This window comes from Streptomyces sp. V4I8, assembly GCF_041261225.1.
Lineage (GTDB): Bacteria > Actinomycetota > Actinomycetes > Streptomycetales > Streptomycetaceae > Streptomyces.
In genome coordinates, this window is record NZ_JBGCCN010000001.1 from 898,236 (window position 1) to 919,022 (window position 20,787).

Annotated in this window: 21 protein-coding genes; 15 read left to right on the plus strand and 6 right to left on the minus strand. The window is 71.6% G+C overall.

From position 1 onward, the window contains the following. The first annotated feature begins 56 nt into the window (after positions 1–56). From ABIE67_RS04115 to ABIE67_RS04125, 3 genes are all read left to right on the plus strand, one after another. Positions 57–2,303 carry an FUSC family protein gene (locus tag ABIE67_RS04115; protein WP_370253248.1) on the plus strand — a complete coding sequence of 749 codons (2,247 nt, stop codon included), beginning with the start codon at positions 57–59 and terminating at the stop codon, positions 2,301–2,303. Between the two features lie 52 nt (positions 2,304–2,355). Continuing rightward, entirely contained in the window at positions 2,356–2,577 is a 222-nt protein-coding gene (locus ABIE67_RS04120; protein ID WP_370253252.1) for a hypothetical protein, read from the plus strand. Positions 2,578–2,881: 304 nt separating this feature from the next. After that, on the plus strand, positions 2,882–3,337 hold the full coding sequence (locus ABIE67_RS04125) for a cyclic nucleotide-binding domain-containing protein (RefSeq protein WP_370253256.1): 456 nt from the start codon (positions 2,882–2,884) through the stop codon (positions 3,335–3,337). 3 nt (positions 3,338–3,340) lie between these two features. Here ABIE67_RS04125 and ABIE67_RS04130 read toward each other — a convergent pair whose 3' ends face one another. Both ABIE67_RS04130 and ABIE67_RS04135 read right to left on the minus strand, forming a co-directional pair. After that, on the minus strand, positions 3,341–4,657 hold the full coding sequence (locus ABIE67_RS04130; RefSeq protein ID WP_370253260.1) for an MFS transporter: 1,317 nt from the start codon (positions 4,655–4,657) through the stop codon (positions 3,341–3,343). 79 nt (positions 4,658–4,736) lie between these two features. Continuing rightward, positions 4,737–5,351 carry a LysE/ArgO family amino acid transporter gene (locus ABIE67_RS04135; protein ID WP_370253264.1) on the minus strand — a complete coding sequence of 205 codons (615 nt, stop codon included), beginning with the start codon at positions 5,349–5,351 and terminating at the stop codon, positions 4,737–4,739. 66 nt (positions 5,352–5,417) lie between these two features. Between ABIE67_RS04135 and ABIE67_RS04140 the strand changes: the two genes are divergently transcribed. Continuing rightward, entirely contained in the window at positions 5,418–6,326 is a 909-nt protein-coding gene (locus ABIE67_RS04140; protein ID WP_370253266.1) for a LysR family transcriptional regulator ArgP, read from the plus strand. 62 nt (positions 6,327–6,388) lie between these two features. Here the strand turns inward: ABIE67_RS04140 and ABIE67_RS04145 are convergent, their stop codons facing one another. Next, positions 6,389–7,081: a TetR/AcrR family transcriptional regulator gene (locus ABIE67_RS04145; protein WP_370268175.1), complete on the minus strand. Its 693-nt coding sequence runs from the start codon at positions 7,079–7,081 to the stop codon at positions 6,389–6,391. Positions 7,082–7,199: 118 nt separating this feature from the next. On the opposite strand from ABIE67_RS04145, the gene ABIE67_RS04150 reads away from it, so the two are divergent. From ABIE67_RS04150 to ABIE67_RS04160, 3 genes are all read left to right on the plus strand, one after another. Beyond that, complete coding sequence (locus ABIE67_RS04150) at positions 7,200–8,417, plus strand: saccharopine dehydrogenase family protein (RefSeq protein ID WP_370253268.1); 1,218 nt, start codon at positions 7,200–7,202, stop codon at positions 8,415–8,417. 107 nt (positions 8,418–8,524) lie between these two features. Beyond that, complete coding sequence (locus ABIE67_RS04155; RefSeq protein ID WP_370253270.1) at positions 8,525–8,758, plus strand: WhiB family transcriptional regulator; 234 nt, start codon at positions 8,525–8,527, stop codon at positions 8,756–8,758. A 118-nt stretch (positions 8,759–8,876) separates the two neighbouring features. Next, on the plus strand, positions 8,877–9,227 hold the full coding sequence (locus tag ABIE67_RS04160) for a DUF488 domain-containing protein (RefSeq protein WP_370253273.1): 351 nt from the start codon (positions 8,877–8,879) through the stop codon (positions 9,225–9,227). A gap of 68 nt (positions 9,228–9,295) precedes the next feature. On the opposite strand, the gene ABIE67_RS04165 is transcribed toward ABIE67_RS04160, so the two are convergent. Both ABIE67_RS04165 and ABIE67_RS04170 read right to left on the minus strand, forming a co-directional pair. Continuing rightward, positions 9,296–10,969, minus strand: a complete 1,674-nt coding sequence (locus ABIE67_RS04165) for an FAD-binding dehydrogenase (protein WP_370253277.1) — start codon at positions 10,967–10,969, stop codon at positions 9,296–9,298. Positions 10,970–10,993: 24 nt separating this feature from the next. After that, positions 10,994–11,650 carry a TetR/AcrR family transcriptional regulator gene (locus ABIE67_RS04170; RefSeq protein WP_370253280.1) on the minus strand — a complete coding sequence of 219 codons (657 nt, stop codon included), beginning with the start codon at positions 11,648–11,650 and terminating at the stop codon, positions 10,994–10,996. 130 nt (positions 11,651–11,780) lie between these two features. Here ABIE67_RS04170 and ABIE67_RS04175 point away from each other — a divergent pair, with 130 nt between their 5' ends. The 4 genes from ABIE67_RS04175 to ABIE67_RS04190 all read left to right on the plus strand — a co-directional run bounded on the left by ABIE67_RS04175 (position 11,781) and on the right by ABIE67_RS04190 (position 15,801). Further along, a complete protein-coding gene (locus ABIE67_RS04175) occupies positions 11,781–12,407 on the plus strand; it encodes an alpha-ketoglutarate-dependent dioxygenase AlkB (protein ID WP_370253284.1) in 627 nt (208 codons plus the stop codon). A 110-nt stretch (positions 12,408–12,517) separates the two neighbouring features. After that, a complete protein-coding gene (locus ABIE67_RS04180; RefSeq protein WP_370253288.1) occupies positions 12,518–13,729 on the plus strand; it encodes an acyltransferase family protein in 1,212 nt (403 codons plus the stop codon). 49 nt (positions 13,730–13,778) lie between these two features. Further along, entirely contained in the window at positions 13,779–14,525 is a 747-nt protein-coding gene (locus tag ABIE67_RS04185) for an MBL fold metallo-hydrolase (RefSeq protein WP_370253291.1), read from the plus strand. 43 nt (positions 14,526–14,568) lie between these two features. Next, a complete protein-coding gene (locus ABIE67_RS04190) occupies positions 14,569–15,801 on the plus strand; it encodes a DUF4032 domain-containing protein (protein WP_370253295.1) in 1,233 nt (410 codons plus the stop codon). Positions 15,802–15,829: 28 nt separating this feature from the next. Here the strand turns inward: ABIE67_RS04190 and ABIE67_RS04195 are convergent, their stop codons facing one another. After that, the gene (locus ABIE67_RS04195; RefSeq protein ID WP_370253298.1) at positions 15,830–16,702 is read right to left on the minus strand and encodes a universal stress protein; all 873 of its coding nucleotides are present in this window, start codon (positions 16,700–16,702) and stop codon (positions 15,830–15,832) included. Positions 16,703–16,764: 62 nt separating this feature from the next. Here ABIE67_RS04195 and ABIE67_RS04200 point away from each other — a divergent pair, with 62 nt between their 5' ends. From ABIE67_RS04200 to ABIE67_RS04215, 4 genes are all read left to right on the plus strand, one after another. Then, complete coding sequence (locus ABIE67_RS04200; RefSeq protein ID WP_370253300.1) at positions 16,765–17,118, plus strand: VOC family protein; 354 nt, start codon at positions 16,765–16,767, stop codon at positions 17,116–17,118. A 132-nt stretch (positions 17,119–17,250) separates the two neighbouring features. Beyond that, positions 17,251–18,927, plus strand: coding sequence for an FAD-dependent oxidoreductase (locus ABIE67_RS04205; protein ID WP_370253302.1), 1,677 nt, complete (start codon positions 17,251–17,253; stop codon positions 18,925–18,927). Further along, positions 18,924–20,369, plus strand: coding sequence for an ATP-binding protein (locus ABIE67_RS04210; protein ID WP_370253304.1), 1,446 nt, complete (start codon positions 18,924–18,926; stop codon positions 20,367–20,369). The genes ABIE67_RS04205 and ABIE67_RS04210 overlap by 4 nt, the downstream gene beginning before the upstream one ends. Further along, positions 20,366–20,728 (plus strand): UBP-type zinc finger domain-containing protein, encoded by a 363-nt coding sequence (locus ABIE67_RS04215; RefSeq protein WP_370253309.1) that lies wholly within the window; start codon positions 20,366–20,368, stop codon positions 20,726–20,728. The genes ABIE67_RS04210 and ABIE67_RS04215 overlap by 4 nt, the downstream gene beginning before the upstream one ends. Positions 20,729–20,787: the final 59 nt, after the last annotated feature.

Here is a 20,787-nt window from a genome sequence, read left to right on the forward strand (position 1 = left end):
GGCGCAGCCGCGGCTCGCGGCGTGAAAAGGGCGAGAGCGGGAGAGAGTACGGCGGCGTGAGGGCAGCGGGACAGCCGGTCCGGGCGCGACTGCGGGACCGCCTCGCGGCGTCCGACCCCGGGCTGCTGCGGCTGACCGCGGGGCTGCGCACGGCGGGCGCGATCGCCCTCGCGGTCGCCGTGCTCGCCCTGCTGGGCACCGATGTGACCCACCTGGTCGCCGGGGCCCTGGCGGCGATGGTCGCCACCTTCGCCATCCGGGAGAAGCAGCGCGGGCAGCAGGCGGTCACGCTCGCCCTGGGCCTCCCGGTGGCGCTGGCGTCCATGACCCTGGCGGCGGTTCTGCACAGCGACGTCGTGGCCGGCGACGCGTTCTTCGTCCTGCTCATCTTCTGTGCCGTCTACGGCCGCAGGTTCGGCGACCGCGGCACCGCGCTCGGCCTGATCGGCTTCCAGATCTACTTCGTGTCCCTGTTCGTCGGCGCCACGGTCTCCGGACTGCCCGAGCTGTACGGTGCGGTCACCGTGGCCTTCGGGTGCAGCGCGCTGGTGCGTTTCGCCGTGGTTCCCGAGACGCCGACGGGGGTGCTGGAGCGGCTGCGCAAGGCCTTCCGCGCCCGGCTGGCCCAGCTGCTGTCGGCGCAGCTCGAGCTGCTCGGCGCCGGTCCGCAGGAGGCGGACCGGGCCCTTGAGCGGGTGCGCGAGGGCACCGCGCGCCTGCACGAGACGGCCCTGCTGATCCAGAGCCGACTGGCGGAGGGGACGACGGACGAGGCCGTGGCCCGGCTCGTCCAACGGCGTGTCGCGGACGCCGAGATCGCCGCCGAGCGCCTGGGGCTGTCGCTGCTGGCCGCGCGTGGCGCCGAGCGGGCGGACACGCTGGCCCTGCATCTGCCGGGCGCGCCCGTCCCCTCCGGTGGGCGACAGCCCGTACGGGAGGAGGAGACCGTCACGCTGCGCCGCGACCTGGAGGCCCTGCGCCTGCTCGTCCTGCACCCGGTCGGCGAGACCTCCGGAACCGCGCTGTCCCACCTCCGCAACCGGCTCCTCGGCTACCGCGACGAGGAGAACCTGCCCGACGCCTCCCCCGCCGTACAGGACGCCTTCCGGGCCGTCGGCGAGGCCGCCCGCGCGGTCCTCGGGCTGCGGATCGCGCTCGGCGGGACCCAGGACGAGTCGGACGACAGCCCGGCCACGGCGCGCTCACGCGAGGAGCTGGACGCGGAGGACGCCGTGCTCGACGCCGACGAGGAGGAGCCCTCGGAGGAACGCTCCGGGCTGCGCCGGCCCACCACGCGTGCCGCCGTGCAGGTGGCCGTCGGGTCGACACTGGCCATGGTCGGCGGCGAGCTGCTGTCCCGGGACCGCTGGTACTGGGCCGTGCTGACCTGCTGGATCGTGTTCCTCAACACCGCGTCCACGGGCGAGATCCTGGTCAAGGGCTACCGCCGCCTGCTGGGCACCGTGCTCGGAGTCCTGGCCGGCATCGTGCTGGCGGGCGCCGTCGGGCAGCACACCTGGACGGCGTTCGCGCTGGTGCTGCTGTTCGTGTTCGCGATGTTCTACTCGGCACCGCTGTCCTACACGCTGTCGTCCTTCTTCGTTACCGCCGCCCTGGGGCTGCTCTACACCCTGCTGCACACCTACAGCCTCTCGGTGCTCGTGCTGCGCATCGAGGAGACGGCGCTCGGCGCGGCCTGCGGGGTGATCGCGGCCGCACTGGTGCTGCCGGTGCAGACGGACCGCCGTACGAACGAACTCCTCGCCACCGTGCTGGAACGGCTCGGCGAGGTCACCCGCAGCGCCGTCGAGCAGCTCAGCGGCGGACCGCCCGTCGAGCTGCTCGACAAGGCGCGGGACCTGGACCAGGCGCTGGCCGACCTGCGTGCCGCCACCAAGCCGCTCACGCATCCGGTGACGCCGCTGCGGGCCCGGCGCGAGACCGCGCGCTATGTCGTCGCGCTGCTGGAGACCTGCGCGTACCACGCGCGTTCCCTGGCGGCGACCGCCGAGCTGCTGCCCACGCACCCGTCGATCGCGGCGGATCCCCGGTTGCGCCGGGCCGCGGGGCGCATCGCGCACAACATCGAGACGATCGCCGCGCACGTCACCGACGAACACGCCACGGCCGGGATCGAGACCGGTCCGAGCATCGCCTCGCTCCTGGGACGCACGGTACCCGGCGCGCCGCGCTACGGCCGGGTCACCGACCGGGTCCTGCGGCATCTGCAACGCCTCGACGAGGGCGTGGCCGGTCTGGCCCGTCCCCTGGGCGTGCCGGTGAAGGCATCGGACGGCCCGTGAAGGCATCGCACCGATGACGGCTCATCGGGGCGATACCGGGTACGCGGATGTCATGGCGGATGTCGTGGACTCAGACGAACTGCTGCGGCGCATGCAGCGTGCCAGGGCGTGTGCCCGGCAGGAGGAGCGGACCTGGCGGGCCCGGAGCGAGCAGCTGAGGTCGACCGATCCCGACGCGGCCCGTGACGCCGCCGTACGGACGGTGGCCTATGAAACGGTGATCACGGTGCTGGAGGAGATCCTGACCCCGGGCAGGCACTCCGAGCACCCCTGAAACCCGGACCGGAGTGAAACGGGTCACGTACCCCGGTCTTGGTTACGCAGAATCCTCCAAGATGGTTTACGGTTCATACATACGTGGTCACGGGGTAGACAGTTTCCGTCCCCCGCGCACCACCACTTACGGCCCTGGCTGGCCTCCCCCGTCCAGCCAGGGCTTTTTAATGCCCTCGGCACCCCGCCGCGCGCAAACTCCCGGACGAAACCGTCCTCCGCCGAGGTGCTCACCGCGCCGGTAACGGCTGAAATGGACGCAGGGAAGCACCGGAACCTCAGTCGTCGGCGAGGAGCCCCGTGTCATGACCAAAGCGATCAAACTGCTGACCGCCCTGCCGCCGCCTCAGCGCCAGCGTCTGATGGCACTCGCCCGGGAGGTCTCCTTCCCGGAGGACACCCGGATCTTCGAGGCGGGCGGCACGGCCGACCGCTTCTGGGTCATCCGCTCGGGGGCCGTCTCCCTCGACCAGCGCGTGACGTCGATCCAGCGGGTGACCGTGGCCAGCCTCGGCTCGGGCGATCTGCTCGGCTGGTCCTGGCTGTTCCCGCCGTACCAGTGGGACTTCGGAGCGGAGGCCTTCAGCCCCGTGCGCGCCTACGAGTTCGACGCGGCGGCGGTGCTCCGGCTGTGCGAGGAGGATCCGGGGCTCGGCATGTCCCTGGTGCGGCATGTCGCCGAAATCCTCGCGCACCGGCTGGAGTTGACACGGGGCAGGCTGATGGAGCAGTACGGGCAGAACCGGCGCAGTGCGCTCTGAGCCTCAGACGCGGTAGCGGCGCAGGGCCGGCACCGCCGCGGCCAGGCCGAGCATGAGGGCGACGACCAGCAGTCCGCCGCCCACGGTCGCCGTACGCGCGCCGAAGGCCGAACCCGCCGTGCCGTGCAGGACGTCGGCGAGGCGCGGCCCACCCGCCACGACCACCGTGAAGACGCCCTGCATCCGCCCGCGCATCTCGTCACTGGCGGCGGACAGCAGGATCGCCCCGCGGAAGACCATCGAGACCATGTCGGCGACCCCGGCGAGGGCCAGGAAGACCACCGCGAGCCACAGACTGCCGCTCAGCCCGAAGCCGGTGATGGCGGCACCCCAGGCGACGACCGCCCCGATCACCATCCAGCCGTGCCGGCGGGCCCGGGAGAACGTGCCGGAGAACAGTCCGCCGGCCACCGCGCCGATCGGGATCGCCGCGAACAGCAGCCCGAGGGCGAGCCCTTCGCCGTACGACCCGTAGGTCTCGCTCGCGAGTTGCGGGAACAGGGCGCGGGGCATGCCGAAGACCATCGCGATGATGTCGGCCAGGAAGGACAGCAACAGCACCTTGTGCAGGGCGATGTAGCGGAAGCCGTCCGCGATCTCCCGTACGCCCGCGCGGCGTTTGGCGGTGCCATCCGGGGCCGTCAGGGGCGGCAGCGCGGGCAGCCGTACGACCGCCCAGACCGTGACGCACAGGGCCAGCGCGTCGATGAGGTACAGCTCGGCCAGGCCGATCACGGGTATGAGCACGCCGGCCAGCAGGGGCCCGACCACCTGGCCGGTCTGCATGACCGTCGAGCCGAGGGCGTTCGCGGCGGTCAGCTCGTCGGCGGGCACCAGCCGGGCGATGGAGGCGTTGCGGGCCGGGGCGTTGAGCCCCCAGAACGCCTGCTGGACGGCGAGCAGCACCATCAGCACCACCACCGACTCCAGGCCGGTGACGGCCTGGAGCCAGAACAGCACCGAGGTGACCGCGATGCCGCTGTTGGTGATCAGCAGCAGCTTGCGCCGGTCCATGCTGTCGGCGACGGCCCCGCCCCACAGCGCGAACACCACCAGTGGCAGCAGTCCGGCGAGGCTCGCCGCGCCGACCCACGCCGACGAGCCGGTGATGTCGTAGATCTGCTTGGGCACCGCTACCGCGGTGAGCTGGCTGCCGACGGCCGTGACGATGGTCGAGGACCACAGACGGCGGTAGGCCGGGCGGCGCAGCGGCCGGGTGTCCATGGCCCAGCGGCGCCAGCCGCGCCGCCAGGGTGTCACCGCGGAGGGGTCCTTCTCCAGTGGATCCTGTGGTTCGGTGCTGCTCTCGCTGGTGTCCACGCGCTTCCTGGATGCTCGTTACATCTTTCTCGTCCGGGGATCACTATCGCAGCACCGGCCGGGTGTTGGGATCCGCGTCTCAGCTTCCGGCGATGAGACCGACGCCCAGGGCGATCATCGTCGCGGCGACCAGTCCGTCCAGGACGCGCCAGGCGGTCGGCTTGGCGAGATGGCGGCTGAGCAGCCGCGCCCCGAAGCCGAGCGCGACGAACCAGCACAGGCTGGCGAGCGCGGCACCGAGGCCGAACGTCCAGCGCATCGGGCCACGGTCGGCGGCGACCGTGCCGAGCAGGAAGACGGTGTCGAGGTAGACGTGCGGGTTGAGCCAGGTCATCGCGAGGCAGGTCAGCACCGCCCGCCGCCGTGATCCCGCGGCGTCGCCCTCCGTCACCAGAGCACCGGCCGGCCTGAAGACCCGGCGGGCGGCGAGAGCGCCGTAGCAGAGCAGGAACGCCCCGCCGACCCAGGCGACCGCCGTCAGCACCCCCGGCCACGCCACGACCACCGCGCCGACGCCGGCCACACCCAGCGTGATGAGGAGCGCGTCGGACAGGGCGCAGATGCCGACGACGGCGAGGACCGCGTCGCGGCGGATGCCCTGGCGCAGAACGAAGGCGTTCTGCGCCCCGATGGCGACGATCAGGGAGAGGCCGGTGCCGAAGCCGGCGGCCGCGGTGGTCAAGGCGTTTGTCATGCCGTTCACGCTAAGGAAACGATCTCCTGGCGTACAGCTAAAGATTCTTACGTATCATTAGCTCTCGTGAAGACCGAGCTGACCGAGCTTCCTCTCGACCAGGTGCGGACGCTGCTCGCGGTGGTGGACGAGGGCACCTTCGACGCCGCCGCCGCCGCGCTGCATGTGACGCCGTCCGCGGTGAGCCAGCGCGTGAAAGCGCTGGAGCAGCGCACGGGCCGGGTGCTGCTGGTGCGCACGAAACCGGTACGGCCCACCGAGTCGGGCGCGGTGGTGGTCCGGTTCGCCCGCCAGCTGGCCCGGCTGGAGCGCGATGCGCGGGCCGAGCTGGGCATGGACGACGCCGGGGACGCGACGCGGGTGTCGATCGCGGTCAACGCCGACTCGCTGGCGACCTGGTTCCTGGCCGCCCTCACACGTGTACCGGCGGAACCCCGGCTCTGCTTCGAACTGCGGCGGGAGGACGAGAGCCGTACGGCGACGCTGCTGCGGGAGGGACTGGTGATGGCCGCGGTGACCTCCTCGCCCGACCCGGTGGCGGGCTGCTCCGTGCGTCCGCTGGGCCGGATGCGCTATCTGGCCGCGGCGAGCCCCGAGTTCGCCGAGCGCCACCTCGGCGGCGCACTGCGGGACGCGCTCCTGCGGGCGCCCGTGCTGACCTTCGACCGGAGCGACGACCTCCAGGACGCGTTCGTCCGCCGGCTCCGGCGCAGCCGCACCGGCGCGAGTGACGTACGGCACCTGGTGCCCACGTCGGAGGGGTTCCTGTCCGCCGTGGTCGCCGGACTGGGCTGGGGCATGATCCCCGAGGTACAGCTGGACCCGCTGGTGAGGGCCGGCCGCCTCGTACAGCTCGCCCCGGAACACCCGGTCGACGTCCCCCTGTACTGGCAACAGTGGAAACTGGACTCACCGGCACTGGCGGCGGTGACGGAGGCGGTGGCAGCAAGGGCGGCGGAGGCGCTGCGCGGCTGAGCAGGTCGGGGCCGTTCCGCAACGCCCTGAGGGGCGCGGGGCTGTATCGATGTGCGGCGCCGCTACAACTGAGCCGCCGCGCTGTCCAACAGCATCTCCAACGCCGCCGGATACGCGCTGTCCACCATCCGCGCCGCCAGCAACGGCGCCGCCTCGGCAATCCGCGGATAAGCCGCACGGGGCAGCCGAGCATACGTCGACCGCCACATCCCCTCGTCAGCGCGCAGCGCCTCGCTCGGCAGCGCCAGCGACGCCGCGTCGAGCGCGGCGAAGGCCAGCGTCTGGTCGATGAAGGCGTGATAGATCCGCACGGTGTCCGTCAGCGAGAACCCTGCCGTGCGCAGGACGTCCAACACGGCCTCGTCCGCGGCGAGTTCGTTGGCCCGCCCGGTGACCCGGCTCGTCGTCAGCGCGGCGGCCTGCGGATGGGCCACATACGCGGCATGGATGCGCAGCCCCACCGCGCGCAGGTCCTCCCGCCACTCCCCCGTCCGCTCCCAGCCGTCCAGCGCCTGGCCCATGAGGGCGTCCCCGATGGCCAGGGTCAGGTCGTCCATGCCGCGGAAGTACCGGTACAGCGTGCTGGGGTCGGCGTCGAGGGCCAGGCCGAGGCGGCGGGCGGTGAGGCCGGCGCTGCCGTGTTCACGCAGCATGCGCAGCGCCGTCTCGACGATCAGCCGCTCCGAGAGGACGGTGCCGCTTTTCGTGGGACGGCGTCGGCGCCGCTTCTCCTCCGGAACGACCGGTTTCGGCACCATGGCCTGCGTCCCTCCGTTCTTATGCCAACGCCATTGACCTTACGTGAACGGACCGCGTTGTATCTCCGGCGGGGCCCCACCACGTCGTAGCTCTTCGAGTCGAGGGAGTCTTGTCATGCGTGTACTGCTTGTGGGAGCCGGCGGGGTCGGTACGGCCATCACCCGGATCGCGGCCCGGCGTCCGTTCTTCGAGGCGATGGTCGTCGCCGACTACGACCTGGCGCGGGCCGAGGCGGCCGTGGCGGCGCTCGGCGGGGACGCACGGTTTCGGGCCGAGCGCGTCGACGCGAGCGACGAGGCGGCGGTGGCGGCGCTGCTGGAGCGGCACGCGTGCGACGTGCTCCTCAACGCCACCGACCCGCGGTTCGTGATGCCGCTGTTCCAGGCGGCGCGCACGGCCGACGCCACGTATGTCGACATGGCGATGTCGCTGTCCCGGCCGCACGCGGAGCGCCCGTACGCGGAGTGCGGGGTCAAGCTGGGCGACGCCCAGTTCGAGCAGGCTGCCGACTGGGAGAAGGCGGGCGCGCTGGCCCTCGTCGGCATGGGCGTGGAACCGGGGCTGTCGGACGTGTTCGCCCGGCACGCGGCGGACGAGCTCTTCGACGAGATCGAGGAGATCGGCATCCGTGACGGCGCGAACCTCACCGTCGACGGCTACGACTTCGCGCCGTCCTTCAGTATCTGGACCACGATCGAGGAGTGCCTCAATCCGCCCGTGGTCTACGAGACCGGCCGCGGCTGGTTCACCACCGAGCCGTTCAGCGAGCCCGAGGTGTTCGACTTTCCCGAGGGCATCGGCCCGGTCGAGTGCGTGAACGTGGAGCACGAGGAGGTGCTCCTGGTGCCGCGCTGGGTCGACGCGCGCCGGGTGACCTTCAAGTACGGCCTGGGTGAGGAGTTCATCGACACGCTGAAGACGCTGCACCTGCTCGGCCTGGACCGCACCGAACCGGTGACCGTGCCGAGCGCCTCCGGGCCGGTGCGGGTCTCGCCCCGGGACGTCGTCGCCGCGTGTCTGCCGGACCCGGCGACGCTGGGCGAGCGGATGCACGGCAAGACCTGCGCGGGCACCTGGGTGCGGGGCGTCAAGGACGGGAAGCCGCGCGAGGTGTACCTGTACCACGTGGTGGACAACCAGTGGTCCATGGCGGAGTACGGCTCCCAGGCCGTGGTGTGGCAGACCGCCGTCAACCCGGTCGTCGCGCTCGAACTCCTCGCGACCGGCGCCTGGTCCGGCGCGGGCGTGCTGGGCCCGGAGGCCTTCCCGGCCCGGCCCTTCCTGGATCTGCTGACGGCGTACGGCTCCCCGTGGGGCATGCGCGAACAGTGACCGGATTTCGCCGGTGCCTCACGGGGTTTCACTCACGCATCGACAGGCGACTCGAAACCGAGTAATGCATCCACCGAGGGCACATACGACGATCGCAGGTGACTTTGATGGACGACTGGCGAGACCACGCTGCCTGCCGCCATGAGGACCCCGACCTCTTCTTCCCGATCGGCACGTCCGGACCGACCCTGCTCCAGACGGAGCAGGCGAAGGCGGTGTGCCGGCGCTGCTCGGTCCAGGAGCAGTGTCTGCGCTGGGCGGTCGACACCGGTCAGTTCATCGGGGTGTGGGGCGGCACGAGCGAGACCGAACGGCGGGCCCTGCGGCGGCGGGCCGGATAGCCGGCGGAGCGGCGGGACACGGGTCTTGTACGTGATCAGGCGTCGACCTTGGCCGACACTGGGTGAGGAACTCGTCGGCTGCGACGGGTTGCCCTCCGCACCCGAGAAAGGCCCGGCCATGAGCGTTCGGATCCGTCGTGTCTACGAAGCACCCGAGCCGGAGGACGGTGTGCGCGTCCTGATCGACCGGCTGTGGCCGCGCGGTCTGTCGAAGGACGCGGCCCGTGTGGACGAGTGGCCCAAGGGGCTCACCCCGTCCACCGAGCTGCGCCGCTGGTATCACGCGGACGAGAGGTCGTACGAGGAGTTCGCCGAGCGGTACGAGGCGGAGCTGGCCGCGCCCGAGGCGGCCGAACTCGTCGACCATGTGCGGGAGTTGGCGAACAAGGGCGACGTGACCCTGCTGACGTCGTCCAAGTCCCCCGAGCGGAGTCACGCCTCCGTACTGGCCCGTCTCCTTCAGGCGTGACGCCTCCTTCGCAGGTGAGGAGACGGGCCTAAGCCCGGGGGGGTGAGGAGACGGGCCGTACGCCGCCGTCAGCCCGTCTGCCGCGCCGCCGTCCGGCCCGCCGTGCGGCCCGAGAAGAGGCAGCCGCCGAGGAAGGTGCCCTCCAGGGCGTTGTAGCCGTGGACACCGCCGCCGCCGAATCCGGCGACCTCGCCGGCCGCGTACAGGCCGTCGATGGGGGTGCCGTCGGAGCCGAGGGCGCGTGAGTCGAGGTCGGTCTGGATGCCGCCGAGGGTCTTGCGGGTCAGGATGTGCAGCTTGACGCCGATGAGGGGGCCGGCCGCGGGGTCGAGGATGCGGTGCGGGGTGGCGACCCGGCCGAGGCGGTCGCCGATGTAGCGGCGGGCGTTGCGGATGCCCTGGACCTGGGAGTCCTTGCTGTACGGGTTGGCGATCTGAAGGTCACGGGCCTCGATCTGGCGCCGGATGCCCTCCGCGTCGAGGAGCGGCTTGTCCGTCAACTGGTTCATCTTCTCGACCAGTTGCTCCAGGTTCGCGGCGGTCACGAAGTCCGCGCCGTTGCGCAGGAACGCCGCCACCGGCCCCGGGGCGCCCTTGCCGAGCACCCGCTCCTTGAGGAACCCGGCGCGGTCCTTGGCGGTGATGTCGGGGTTCTGCTCGGAGCCCGACAGCGCGAACTCCTTCTCGATGATCCTCTGGCTGAGGATGAACCAGGAGTGGTCGTGGCCGGCGATGTCCGCGTCGGTGCGCAGGTGCTTGAGGGTGCCGAGGGTGTCGTAGCCCGGCAGGCACGGGTCGGGCAGCCGGCGGCCGAGGGCGTCGAACCACAGGGAGGACGGGCCGGGCAGGATGCGGATGCCGTGGCCGGGCCAGATCGGGTCCCAGTTCTGCAGGCCCTCCGTGTAGTGCCACATACGGTCGCGGTTGACCAGCCGTACGCCCGCCTCCGCGCTGATGTCGAGCATGCGTCCGTCGACGTAGGCGGGGACGCCGGTGACCATCTCGGCGGGCGGGGTGCCGAGGCGTTCGGGCCAGTAGCGGCGGACGATGTCGTGGTTGGCGCCGATGCCGCCGGTGGTGACGACGACGGCCTGGGCGGTGAGCTCGAACTCGCCGACGCGGTCGCGGTTGGAGGCGACGCCCCGGGGCGAGTGGTCGTCGGCCAGGACCGTGCCGCGCACACCGCGCGCCGCGCCCTCCTCGATGACCAGCTCGTCGACCTGGTGCCGGTGGTAGAACGTGAGCAGCCCGTCGCGCGCGGCCTGCTTGGCGTACCGGACGAACGGCTCCACGACGCCGGTGCCGGTGCCCCAGGCGATGTGGAAGCGGGGCACGGAGTTGCCGTGGCCGTGGGCGCGCAGGTCGCCGCGCTCCGCCCAGCCCACCGTGGGCAGGAACTTGATGCCGTGCCCGTCCAGCCAGGCCCGCTTCTCGCCGGCCGCGAACTCGACGTACGCGCGGGCCCAGCGCACCGCCCAGGAGTCCTCGTCGTCGACCCGGTCGAACTGGGCGCTGCCCTGCCAGTCGTTCCAGGCCAGGTCGAGGGAGTCCTTGATACCCAGGCGCCGCTGCTCCGGGGAGTCGACGAGGAAGAGCCCGCCGAAGGACCAGAAGGCCTGCCCGCCGAGGTTGGCCGCGTTCTCCTGGTCCACCAGCGCGACCCTGCGGCCCCGGCTGGTCAGTTCGCTCGCGGCGACCAGGCCCGCGAGTCCCGCTCCGACGACGATGACGTCGGCATCCATGGCGACCGTCCCTTCCTCATGTCCTCATGGTGTGGTGTCGCTCGGTGTGGTGTCGCTCGGTGTGGTGTCGCTGCCGTCGGTGAGCAGCGCGGTGAGCAGTTGCCCCAGCCAGACACGAGCGCGCTCGACGTCCCCGTCCAGCAGCAGTTGGGTGGTGACTCCGTCGTACGCGGCGACCACGGCGTGGGCGGCGCCGTCGATGTCGCCGAGCAGGGCGGGCAGTGCGGTGTGCCCTCGCGCCCGGGCGAGCCGGTCGGCGATCGCCTCGCGCAGCCGGGCGCGGTGTTCCAGCAGGGTGCGCGCGACGGCCTGGTCACGCGCGGCGTGCACCAGGAAGTCCGTCTTCACCAGCAGCCAGTCCCGGTCGAGCAGCAGCACCTCGGTCACCCGGTCCACGGCGGCGGGCACGTCCAGGTCGGGACCGTCGAGGGCGAGCGCGCCGGACACCTGCTCGGCGATCAGGTCCGCGCGCTGCTGGTAGAGGGCGAAGAACAGCTCGTCCAGGCTGTCGAAGTTGGAGTAGAAGGCGCCCCTGCTGTAGCCGGCGGCCTCGCAGACCTCCTCGATGGAGACCCGGCCGAACCCCTTGGCGGCGAACACGGCGAACGCGGCGTCGAGCAGGTTGGCGCGCGTGCGGACGCGGCGCTTGGTGACGCGCCCGGTCGTTTCCCTCACCGCCATGTCCCGGCCTCCGTTCGATACGTGAATGTATCCGATACACGAATGTATCCAAAGAGAAGGCCGGGAACTCGGTCGAAAACTGAGGAGAGTGGATAGGAACAGATTTTCGATTAGCGGGTACGCTGGAACCATGGCCACGCACCTCCAGGGCTCCCTCTTCGACCAGACCGACGAGCTGCGACTCGGGTCCCTCGTCGGCATCCGCCGTACCCGGCTCTCCCCCGGCGCCTGGATCGACGTGCTGCCCGGCTGGCTGAGCGGGGCCGACGTCCTGTTCGAACAGCTCGCCGCCGAGGTTCCCTGGCGTGCCGAGCGGCGGACGATGTACGACCACGTGGTCGACGTACCTCGACTGCTCTCCTTCTACGGCGCCGACGACCGGCTCCCCCATCCCGTCCTCGCGGAGGCCCGCGACACGCTGTCCGCGCACTACGCCGAGGAGCTGGGCGAACCGTTCACCACGGCCGGGCTCTGCTACTACCGCGACGGCCGGGACAGCGTCGCCTGGCACGGGGACCGGATCGGGCGTGGCGCGCGCGAGGACACGATGGTCGCCATCCTCTCCGTGGGCGCACCCCGGGATCTGCTGCTACGCCCGGCGCGCGGCGGCGAGACGGTGCGCCGTCCGCTGGGGCACGGCGACCTCATCGTGATGGGCGGCTCCTGCCAGCGGACCTGGGAACACTCGATACCGAAGACCACACGCGCCACGGGACCGCGCATCAGTGTGCAGTTCCGGCCGCACGGCGTGCACTGAGGCGGAGAGGCGGCCGCGTCGGGTGCACGCGGGGGGCTGCCTCCGGCGGACGGTGCCGGAGGCAGTCCTTCCTCTGGGCGAGGCCCTCCCCTGCCCCCACACTGGTCCGGGTGAGCGCTCAGACGCAGGCACCCGCCACCGCTCCCCGGCGCGGCGAACTGGACGCGCTGCGGGCCTTCGTCGTCCTCGGGCTGGTCTTCTTCCACTCCGCCCTCGTCTTCTCGCCGGACGACGACTTCTACGTAAAGAACGCGGAGACGACCGGTGCCGTCACCGTGCTCGCCGGGTTCGGGGTCGTGTGGGCGATGCCCATGCTGTTCCTCGTCGCCGGGCTCGGTTCCCGGTACTCGATCCGCCGACGCGGACCCGCCCGCTTCAGCCGTGAACGTCTACTGCGGCTGGGCGTTCCGCTGGTCTTCGCGACCCTCGTCCTGTGCCCGCTCCCCCAGTGGCTGCGGCTGCGGGCCGCCGACCCCGGCTACGACGAGTCGTACGGGCGCTTCTGGTCCCGCTTCCTCACCGTCGGCCCGGACGCGGCCGACTTCCCCTTCGTCCTCGACGGGGAGCACTTCGAGACCGGCCATCTGTGGTTCGTCGTGCTCCTCCTCGTCTTCAGCCTGCTCCTCGCCCCGGTCGCGACGCCGTTGGCGGCCTGGTCGGAGCCCGTGGGAGGGGCGGTGGAGCGGCGTCCTGCCCTGCTCCTCCTGCCGATCCTGCCGCTCGCCGCGATCAACGCGTTCCTGGGGATGGAGGAGGGCTTCGCGGGCTGGAACCGCTGGGCCTACCTGGTGTTCTTCCTCTGCGGTTACGCCCTCGCCGACGACGAACGCGTCCGGGCCGCGCTGCGCCGGCTCACCGTGCCGGTGGGTGTGGCCGGGCTAGTCCTGTTCGCGGGGGCGGCGCCCGGGTTCATCTCGCTGGACGACCCGTTCACCGAGTGGGGTGCCCTCGCCCTGCTGACGCGGGCGGTGTTCGGGGCGGCGGGCTGGTGCTGGGTCGTGGCGATCCTGGGGCTGCTGGACCGGCCACGCGCGGGACGGGAACGCGAGGGACGGGAACGCGACGGGCTGCCCCCCTCGCGCGCGATGGTGTATCTCGGGCTCGCCGCCCTGCCGTTGTACGTGCTGCACCAGCCGGTCGTGGTCGCTCTCGCGTACGGCGTCGTCGGCTGGTCCGCGCCGATCGTGATCAAGTACGCGGTGATCGTGGCCGGTTCGCTGGCGGTGATTTTCGTGCTGTACGAGTGCGTGGTGCGCAGGACGCGGCTGACGCGGTTCCTGTTCGGGATGCGGCCGCACCCGCCGGTCACGCCCCCCTCGTGATCTGCTTTGCTGTGCCCATCGGGCACGGACCTCACCACGCGGGACGATCATGCGAGCAGATGTGCGGCAAGTGGCGGACGGTACCTACCTTGTGCACGGCAGCAACACCAACTGGGTCATCCTCACCGAGGGCGACGCGGTCACGCTGATCGACACCGGCTACCCCGGCGACCGGCCCAAGCTGCTCGCCTCGCTGGCCGAGGTGGGGAGTTCGCCGGAGGCGGTCACGGCCGTACTGATCACGCACGCGCACACCGACCATCTGGGCAACGCCGAGTACCTGCGGGCCACGCACGGCACGCCCATATACCTCCACAAGGCCGAAGTGCCGCACGCGCGCCGGGAGTTCCTGCACCAGGTGAACGTCGGGACGGTCCTGAAGAACGGCTGGCGGCCGGGCGTCCTGCCCTGGGCGGTCCACGCGATCCGCTCCGGCGGCACGGCGCACGTCCCGGTCACCGCCCCCGAGGCTTTCCCCTCGGCCGGCCCGCTGGACCTGCCCGGCCGGCCCGTCCCTGTGCACACGCCCGGCCACACGAACGGGCACTGCGCCTACCACCTGCCCGACACCGGCGTCGTGATCGCGGGCGACGCCCTGGTGAGCGGGCACCCCACCTCGCGGATCAAGGGACCGCAGCTGCTGCCCGACATGTTCCACCGCGAGCGGGCACAGGCCGTGGCCTCGCTGAACGTTCTCGAAGGCCTCAAGGGCGACGTACTGCTGCCCGGGCACGGGCCCCTGCGCCGGGGCCCCGTGCAGGAAGCTGCTCTTCAGGCCCGGGAGCGCGCGCTTTAGGGTGAGGTGACGCGATCACCGGCGAGGCGAGGACGAACGGCCCATGGCACTGCAGATCAGCGCGACGAACCCGGAGCACCCCGCGCTCCTGCTGGAGCTGCCCTGGCATCTGCCCCTGGAGCAGTGGCCCGACGAGGTCCTCGTACCGCTGCCGCGCGGTATATCGCGGCACGTCGTGCGCTACGCCCGGGCCGGCACCGAGGTGATCGCGGTCAAGGAGCTCGCCGAGCGCCCGGCACTGCGCGAGTACGAGCTCCTGCGCGACCTGGACCGCATCGGCATCCCGGCGGTGGACCCGCTGGCCGTGGTCACCGGGCGCGTCGACGCCGACGGCGGCCCGCTGGAGTCGGTCCTGGTCACCCGGCATCTGGGCGGCTCGATGCCGTACCGCTCCATGTTCGAGACGACGATGCGGCCGGCGACCATGCACCGGCTGATGGACGCGCTGGCCGTGCTGCTGGTCCGCCTCCACCTCGCCGGGTTCGCCTGGGGCGACTGCTCCCTGTCCAACACGCTGTTCCGGCGCGACGCGGGCGCCTACGCCGCGTATCTGGTGGACGCCGAGACGGGCGATCTGCACCCGCAGCTCAGCAACGGCCAGCGCGACTACGACCTGGACCTCGCCCGGGTCAACATCAGCGGCGAGCTGCTGGACCTGGAGGCGTCCGGGGCGCTGCACCCGTCGGTGGACCCGATCGAGTTCGGCACGGAGATCTGCGCCCGCTACCAGAGCCTGTGGCAGGAGCTGACCCGCACCTCGGTCTATCCGGCGGGCAAGTACCACTACATCGAGCGCCGGATCCGCCGCCTCAACGACCTCGGTTTCGACGTGGCCGAGATGCAGATCGAGCACGCCACGAACGGCGACACGGTCACCTTCGTGCCCAAGGTCGTCGACGCCGGCCACCACCAGCGCCAACTGCTGCGCCTCACGGGCCTGGACACCGAGGAGAACCAGGCCCGACGGCTCCTGAACGACCTGGAGAGCTGGATGGCCACCCAGGACGACTACGCCCCGGGCGACCCCCTCGGAGCCCGCCCCGAGGTCCTCGCCCACCGCTGGGTGCGCGATGTCTTCCGTCCCACCGTGCGGACCGTACCGCTGGACCTGAGGAGTTCCATGGATCCGGCGGAGATCTACCACGAACTGCTCGAACACCGCTGGTACCTGTCCGAGCGGGCCCAGCACGACATCGGCCTGGACACGGTCGTCGAGGACTACATCAAGAACATCCTTCCCAAGGCCCGGGAGACGCTGCAGCCGACGGACGACTGAGCCGGCCGGCAGGCTCGGCGGAACGGGCTCAGGCGGGCGGTACGACCGCCACCGGGCAGGGCGCGTGGTGCAGGACGCCGTGCGCCACCGAGCCGATCCGGGCGCCGACGGCCGTACGTCGGGCGCGGCGTCCGACGACCATCAGCTGGGCCCGTCCGGCGACCGACAGCAGGACCTGTCCGGCGCTGCCCATCTCGACGTGCTCGACCACCCGCACCTCGGGGAAGCGCTCACGCCACGGCCGCAGGGCCTCGCCCAGGGACTTCTTCTCGTACGGCTCCAGCCCCCCGGCCTCGTCGAGGAGCTTCAAGGAGGCCGGGCTGTAGGCGAACAGCGGCGGCAGGGTCCAGGCCCGTACGGCGCGCACGGTCGCGCCGCGTACCGCGGCCGTCTCGAACGCGAACCGCAGCGCGGCGGCGCTGTCCTCCGCGTCTCCGTGCTGGCCCACGACGATCTCGCGTCCGCCGGCCTCCGCGGACGCCTCGTCCCCGGCGCGGACGAGCACGACCGGACTCCTGGCCTCGGCGATCACCTGCTGTCCGACGGAACCCAGCAGGAACCCGACGACCGCGGCCTGGCCCCGCGACCCCAGCACCAGCATCTCGGCGTCCGTCGCCGCGGCGAGCAGCGTGTCGACGGAGCCGTCGTCGACGACGTCGGTGGTCACCTCCAGGCCCGGGTGCCGCTCGGTGACGGAACGGGCGGCCTGCGCCAGACCTTCCCGCACCCACCGCGCCTGGCTCTCCGGGTCCCCCGCGTCGATCGCCTCGTGCGACTCGAACCGCCAGGCGTGCACCACCCGCAGGGCCAGCCCCCGGCGGACCGCCTCCCGGGCCGCCCAGCCGAGAGCGGCGAAGCTCTCCTCCGATCCGTCCACCCCTGCCGTGATCGGGCGCGTCATTCCGGCTTCCTCCTGGTGTCGTGGTCACGTCCTTCGGACCCAGTCTTCACTACGCTGCGCCCATGACTCTGGAGTGGGAGCAGGTGGTCGTCGACGCGGCCGATCCCGTCGCCCTCGGACGCTGGTGGGCCGAGGCGCTCGGCTGGGTGGTGCTGACCGACTCGGCCGAGGAGTTCGAGATCCGGCCCGAGCAGGACCGCCTGCCCGGCCTGGTCTTCGGGCCGGTCCCGGAGGGCAAGACGGTCAAGAACCGACTCCACCTCGACTTCCGCCCCGAAGACCAGGACGCCGAGGTCACCCGCCTGCTGGCGCTGGGCGCGCGCCACGCGGACATCGGGCAGGGCGAGCAGCCATGGGTGGTCCTGGCGGATCCGGAGGGCAACGAGTTCTGCGTGCTGCGGCCACGACGCGGCTGACCCGCGAAGGGGCTCGCGCATACCTGAGCGAAGCCGGACGATCGAACATACGATGGGCCGGAGTCGACGCGACGGACGCGCCACCGGACGCGGTCGCCGTGCCGAGAACGCGACCCTCGGGGTGGGAGACGTATGGCACAGGCCGCCGAAGCAGCGCGGACCGTCATCCTGACCGTGGACGACGACCCGGGGGTGTCCCGGGCGGTCGCCCGCGATCTGCGGCGGCGCTACGGCGCGTCGCACCGGATCGTGCGCGCGGAGTCCGGCGAGTCCGCGTTGCAGGCGCTGCGCGAGCTGAAACTGCGCGGCGATCTCGTGGCCGTGATCCTGGCCGACTACCGCATGCCGCAGATGAACGGCATCGAGTTCCTCGAACAGGCCCTGGACGTGTATCCGGGAGCGCGCCGTGTGCTGCTGACCGCGTACGCGGACACGAGCGCGGCGATCGACGCGATCAACGTCGTCGACCTCGACCACTACCTCCTCAAGCCCTGGGACCCACCCGAGGAGAAGCTGTACCCGGTCCTGGACGACCTGCTGGAGGCGTGGCGGCGCAGCGACTACCGGCCCGTGCCCAGCACCAAGGTGGTCGGGCACCGGTGGTCGGCGCGCTCCTCGGAGGTGCGGGAGTTCCTGGCCCGCAACCAGGTGCCCTACCGCTGGTACTCCGCCGACGAACCCGAGGGGCAGCGGCTGCTGGCCGCCGCGGAGCAGGACGGGCAGCGGCTGCCGCTGGTGATCACCCCGGACGGGACGCCCCTGGTGGCGCCCGAGGCACCCGAGCTGGCCGCGAAGGTCGGGCTGGCCACGATGCCGACGGCCGACTTCTACGACCTCGTGGTCATCGGCGGCGGACCGGCCGGGCTCGGCGCCGCCGTGTACGGGGCGTCGGAGGGGCTGCGGACCGTGCTGGTGGAGCGGTCGGCGACCGGGGGGCAGGCCGGGCAGAGCTCCCGGATCGAGAACTACCTCGGCTTCCCGGACGGCGTCTCGGGAGCCCAGCTCACCGACCGGGCCCGGCGGCAGGCGGCGAGGTTCGGCGCCGAGATCCTCACCGCGCGCGAGGTGACGGCACTGGAGGTGAGCGGCGCGGCCCGGGTCGTACGGTTCTCGGACGGCTCGGCGGTCGCCGCGCACAGCGTGATCCTGGCGACCGGCGTGTCCTACCGGCAGCTGGCGGCGCCCGGCTGCGAGGACCTGACCGGCTGCGGGGTGTACTACGGGTCGGCGCTGACGGAGGCCCCTGCCTGTCAGGGCCAGGACGTGTACATCGTCGGCGGCGCCAACTCGGCGGGGCAGGCGGCGATGTATCTGGCGCGGGGCGCCAAGTCGGTGACGCTGCTGGTGCGCGGCGAGTCGCTGTCGGCGTCCATGTCGCACTATCTGATCCAGCAGATCGACGAGGCGCCGAACATCTCGGTGCGCACCGGCACGGTCGTCGAGTCCGCGCACGGCTCCGACCACCTGGAGCAGCTGACGCTGCGCGACGTGGAGAGCGGGCGGACCGAACTCGTCGACGCGCAGTGGGTGTTCGTGTTCATCGGCGCGGCCCCGCTGACCGACTGGCTGGGCGGGACGGTCCTGCGGGACGAGCGCGGGTTCATCCTGGCCGGGCCCGACCTGACGCCGGACGGACGGCCGCCGGCCGGCTGGGAGCTGGACCGGCCGCCGTACCACCTGGAGACCAACATCCCCGGCGTGTTCGTGGCGGGCGACGCGCGCGCCGAGTCCGCCAAGCGCGTCGCGTCCGCCGTCGGCGAGGGAGCCATGGCCGTGATGCTCGTCCACCGCTATCTGGAGCAGTCATGAGCGGGCAGTTGATGCCGTGCAACCCCCAGGAGATCGGGGCGCTGTTCCTGTTCGAGAAGCTCACGCCCGAGCAACTCGGCAGGCTGTGCAGCGAGGGGCGGGTGGAGAAGTTCGAGCCGGGGCCCGTGTACACCGAGGGCGATCCCGCGACCTGCTTCTATGTGATGGTCGAGGGCACCGTCGTGCTGTCCCGGCGGGTCGGCGGCGACGACGTGGAGGTCAACCGGACCTCCCAGCCCGGGGTGTACTCCGGGGCCTGGCAGGCCTACCTGGGTGACCGGGTGCCGCAGGTCTACAACAGCTCGATGCGGGTCACGGAGCCGACGCGGTTCTTCGTGCTGCCCGCCGAGACCTTCGCGGTCGTGATCCGCGAGTGGTTCCCGATGGCCCTGCATCTGCTGGAAGGTCTCTTCTTCGGCCAGAAGAGCACCCAGTTGGCCATCAACCAGCGTGAACGGCTGCTGGCGCTGGGCTCGTTGTCCGCCGGGCTCACGCACGAGCTCAACAACCCCGCGGCGGCGGCGGTCCGCGCGACGGCGACGCTGCGGGAGCGGGTGGGCAAGATGCGGCACAAGCTGGCCGTCATCGCGCAGGGTTCGTACTCCCCCGAGGTGATGGCGAACCTCATCGACATCCAGGAGCGCACGGCCGAACGCGTCGCCAAGGCGCCGACGTTGAGCCCCTTGGAGGCGTCGGACCGGGAGGACGAGGTCACCGACTGGCTGGACGACCACGGCATCCCGGACGGCTGGCGGATCGCGCCCACCTTCGTGCAGGCCGGTCTCGACGTCGACTGGCTGGACCAGGTCGCCACGGCGGTGGACGAGGAGATCCTGCCGAGCGCGATCGGGTGGCTCAACTACACGGTCGAGACCGAGCTGCTGATGGACGAGATCAACGACTCGACCACCCGCATCTCACATCTCGTCGACGCCGCCAAGCAGTACTCCCAGCTCGACCGCGCGCCCTTCCGGAACGCCGACGTGCACGAACTCCTCGACAGCACCCTGCTGATGCTGTCGGCCAAGATCGGCCCGCAGATCAAGGTCGTCAAGGAGTACGACCGTACGCTGCCGAAGATCCCGGCGTACCCGGCGGAGCTCAACCAGGTGTGGACCAACCTGATCGACAACGCGGTCTCGGCCATCGACAGCGTGGGCGGCGAAGGGACGCTGACCGTGCGGACGGCGGCCGATCACGACCGGCTGCTGGTGGAGTTCCGGGACACGGGCGTCGGTATCCCGGCGGAGCACCGGGGGCGGATCTTCGATCCCTTCTTCACGACGAAGCCCGTGGGCGAGGGGACCGGACTCGGCCTCGACATCTCCTGGCGGATCGTGGTCAACAAGCACCACGGGACCATCCAGGTCGAGTCGGAGCCCGGTGACACCCGCTTCCAGGTGCTGCTTCCGCTCACATCCGCCGAGGAGGAGTCCGCATGACCAGCGACCAGGGCGACAAGGGAATCGACCCGACCGTCCCGCCGAGCGGCAGCGGGTGTGTCGAGTGCGACGAGGTCGGCGGGTGGTGGTTCCATCTGCGGCGGTGTGCGCAGTGCGGGCACGTGGGGTGTTGTGACAGTTCGCCCGCGAAGCACGCGACGGCACACTTCCGGGAGACCGGACATCCCTTCGTGCAGAGCTTCGAACCGGGTGAGAGCTGGTACTGGGACTACGCGTCGAACGAGATGTACGAGTCGGGGCCCGAGCTGGCCGCGCCGGTCAGCCATCCCGAGGAGCAGCCGGCACCGGGGCCCGCGGGGCGGGTACCCGCCGACTGGGCGAAGACGTTGCGCGGCTGAGAGACCTCGTCGCCGCTGGTCGATGGCGGTCAGGAGCAACCGTGAGCTCGGGTTCCCCG

Coding starts and splice junctions, on each gene's coding strand:
- ABIE67_RS04155 (WP_370253270.1), top strand. CDS start 8,525: ATGGACGACTGGCGAGACCACGCTGCCTGCCGCCATGAGGACCCCGAC.
- ABIE67_RS04160 (WP_370253273.1), top strand. CDS start 8,877: ATGAGCGTTCGGATCCGTCGTGTCTACGAAGCACCCGAGCCGGAGGAC.
- ABIE67_RS04125 (WP_370253256.1), top strand. CDS start 2,882: ATGACCAAAGCGATCAAACTGCTGACCGCCCTGCCGCCGCCTCAGCGC.
- ABIE67_RS04210 (WP_370253304.1), top strand. CDS start 18,924: ATGAGCGGGCAGTTGATGCCGTGCAACCCCCAGGAGATCGGGGCGCTG.
- ABIE67_RS04205 (WP_370253302.1), top strand. CDS start 17,251: ATGGCACAGGCCGCCGAAGCAGCGCGGACCGTCATCCTGACCGTGGAC.
- ABIE67_RS04150 (WP_370253268.1), top strand. CDS start 7,200: ATGCGTGTACTGCTTGTGGGAGCCGGCGGGGTCGGTACGGCCATCACC.
- ABIE67_RS04185 (WP_370253291.1), top strand. CDS start 13,779: ATGCGAGCAGATGTGCGGCAAGTGGCGGACGGTACCTACCTTGTGCAC.
- ABIE67_RS04190 (WP_370253295.1), top strand. CDS start 14,569: ATGGCACTGCAGATCAGCGCGACGAACCCGGAGCACCCCGCGCTCCTG.
- ABIE67_RS04120 (WP_370253252.1), top strand. CDS start 2,356: ATGGCGGATGTCGTGGACTCAGACGAACTGCTGCGGCGCATGCAGCGT.
- ABIE67_RS04200 (WP_370253300.1), top strand. CDS start 16,765: ATGACTCTGGAGTGGGAGCAGGTGGTCGTCGACGCGGCCGATCCCGTC.
- ABIE67_RS04215 (WP_370253309.1), top strand. CDS start 20,366: ATGACCAGCGACCAGGGCGACAAGGGAATCGACCCGACCGTCCCGCCG.
- ABIE67_RS04165 (WP_370253277.1), bottom strand. CDS start 10,969: ATGGATGCCGACGTCATCGTCGTCGGAGCGGGACTCGCGGGCCTGGTC.
- ABIE67_RS04170 (WP_370253280.1), bottom strand. CDS start 11,650: ATGGCGGTGAGGGAAACGACCGGGCGCGTCACCAAGCGCCGCGTCCGC.
- ABIE67_RS04135 (WP_370253264.1), bottom strand. CDS start 5,351: ATGACAAACGCCTTGACCACCGCGGCCGCCGGCTTCGGCACCGGCCTC.
- ABIE67_RS04195 (WP_370253298.1), bottom strand. CDS start 16,702: ATGACGCGCCCGATCACGGCAGGGGTGGACGGATCGGAGGAGAGCTTC.
- ABIE67_RS04175 (WP_370253284.1), top strand. CDS start 11,781: ATGGCCACGCACCTCCAGGGCTCCCTCTTCGACCAGACCGACGAGCTG.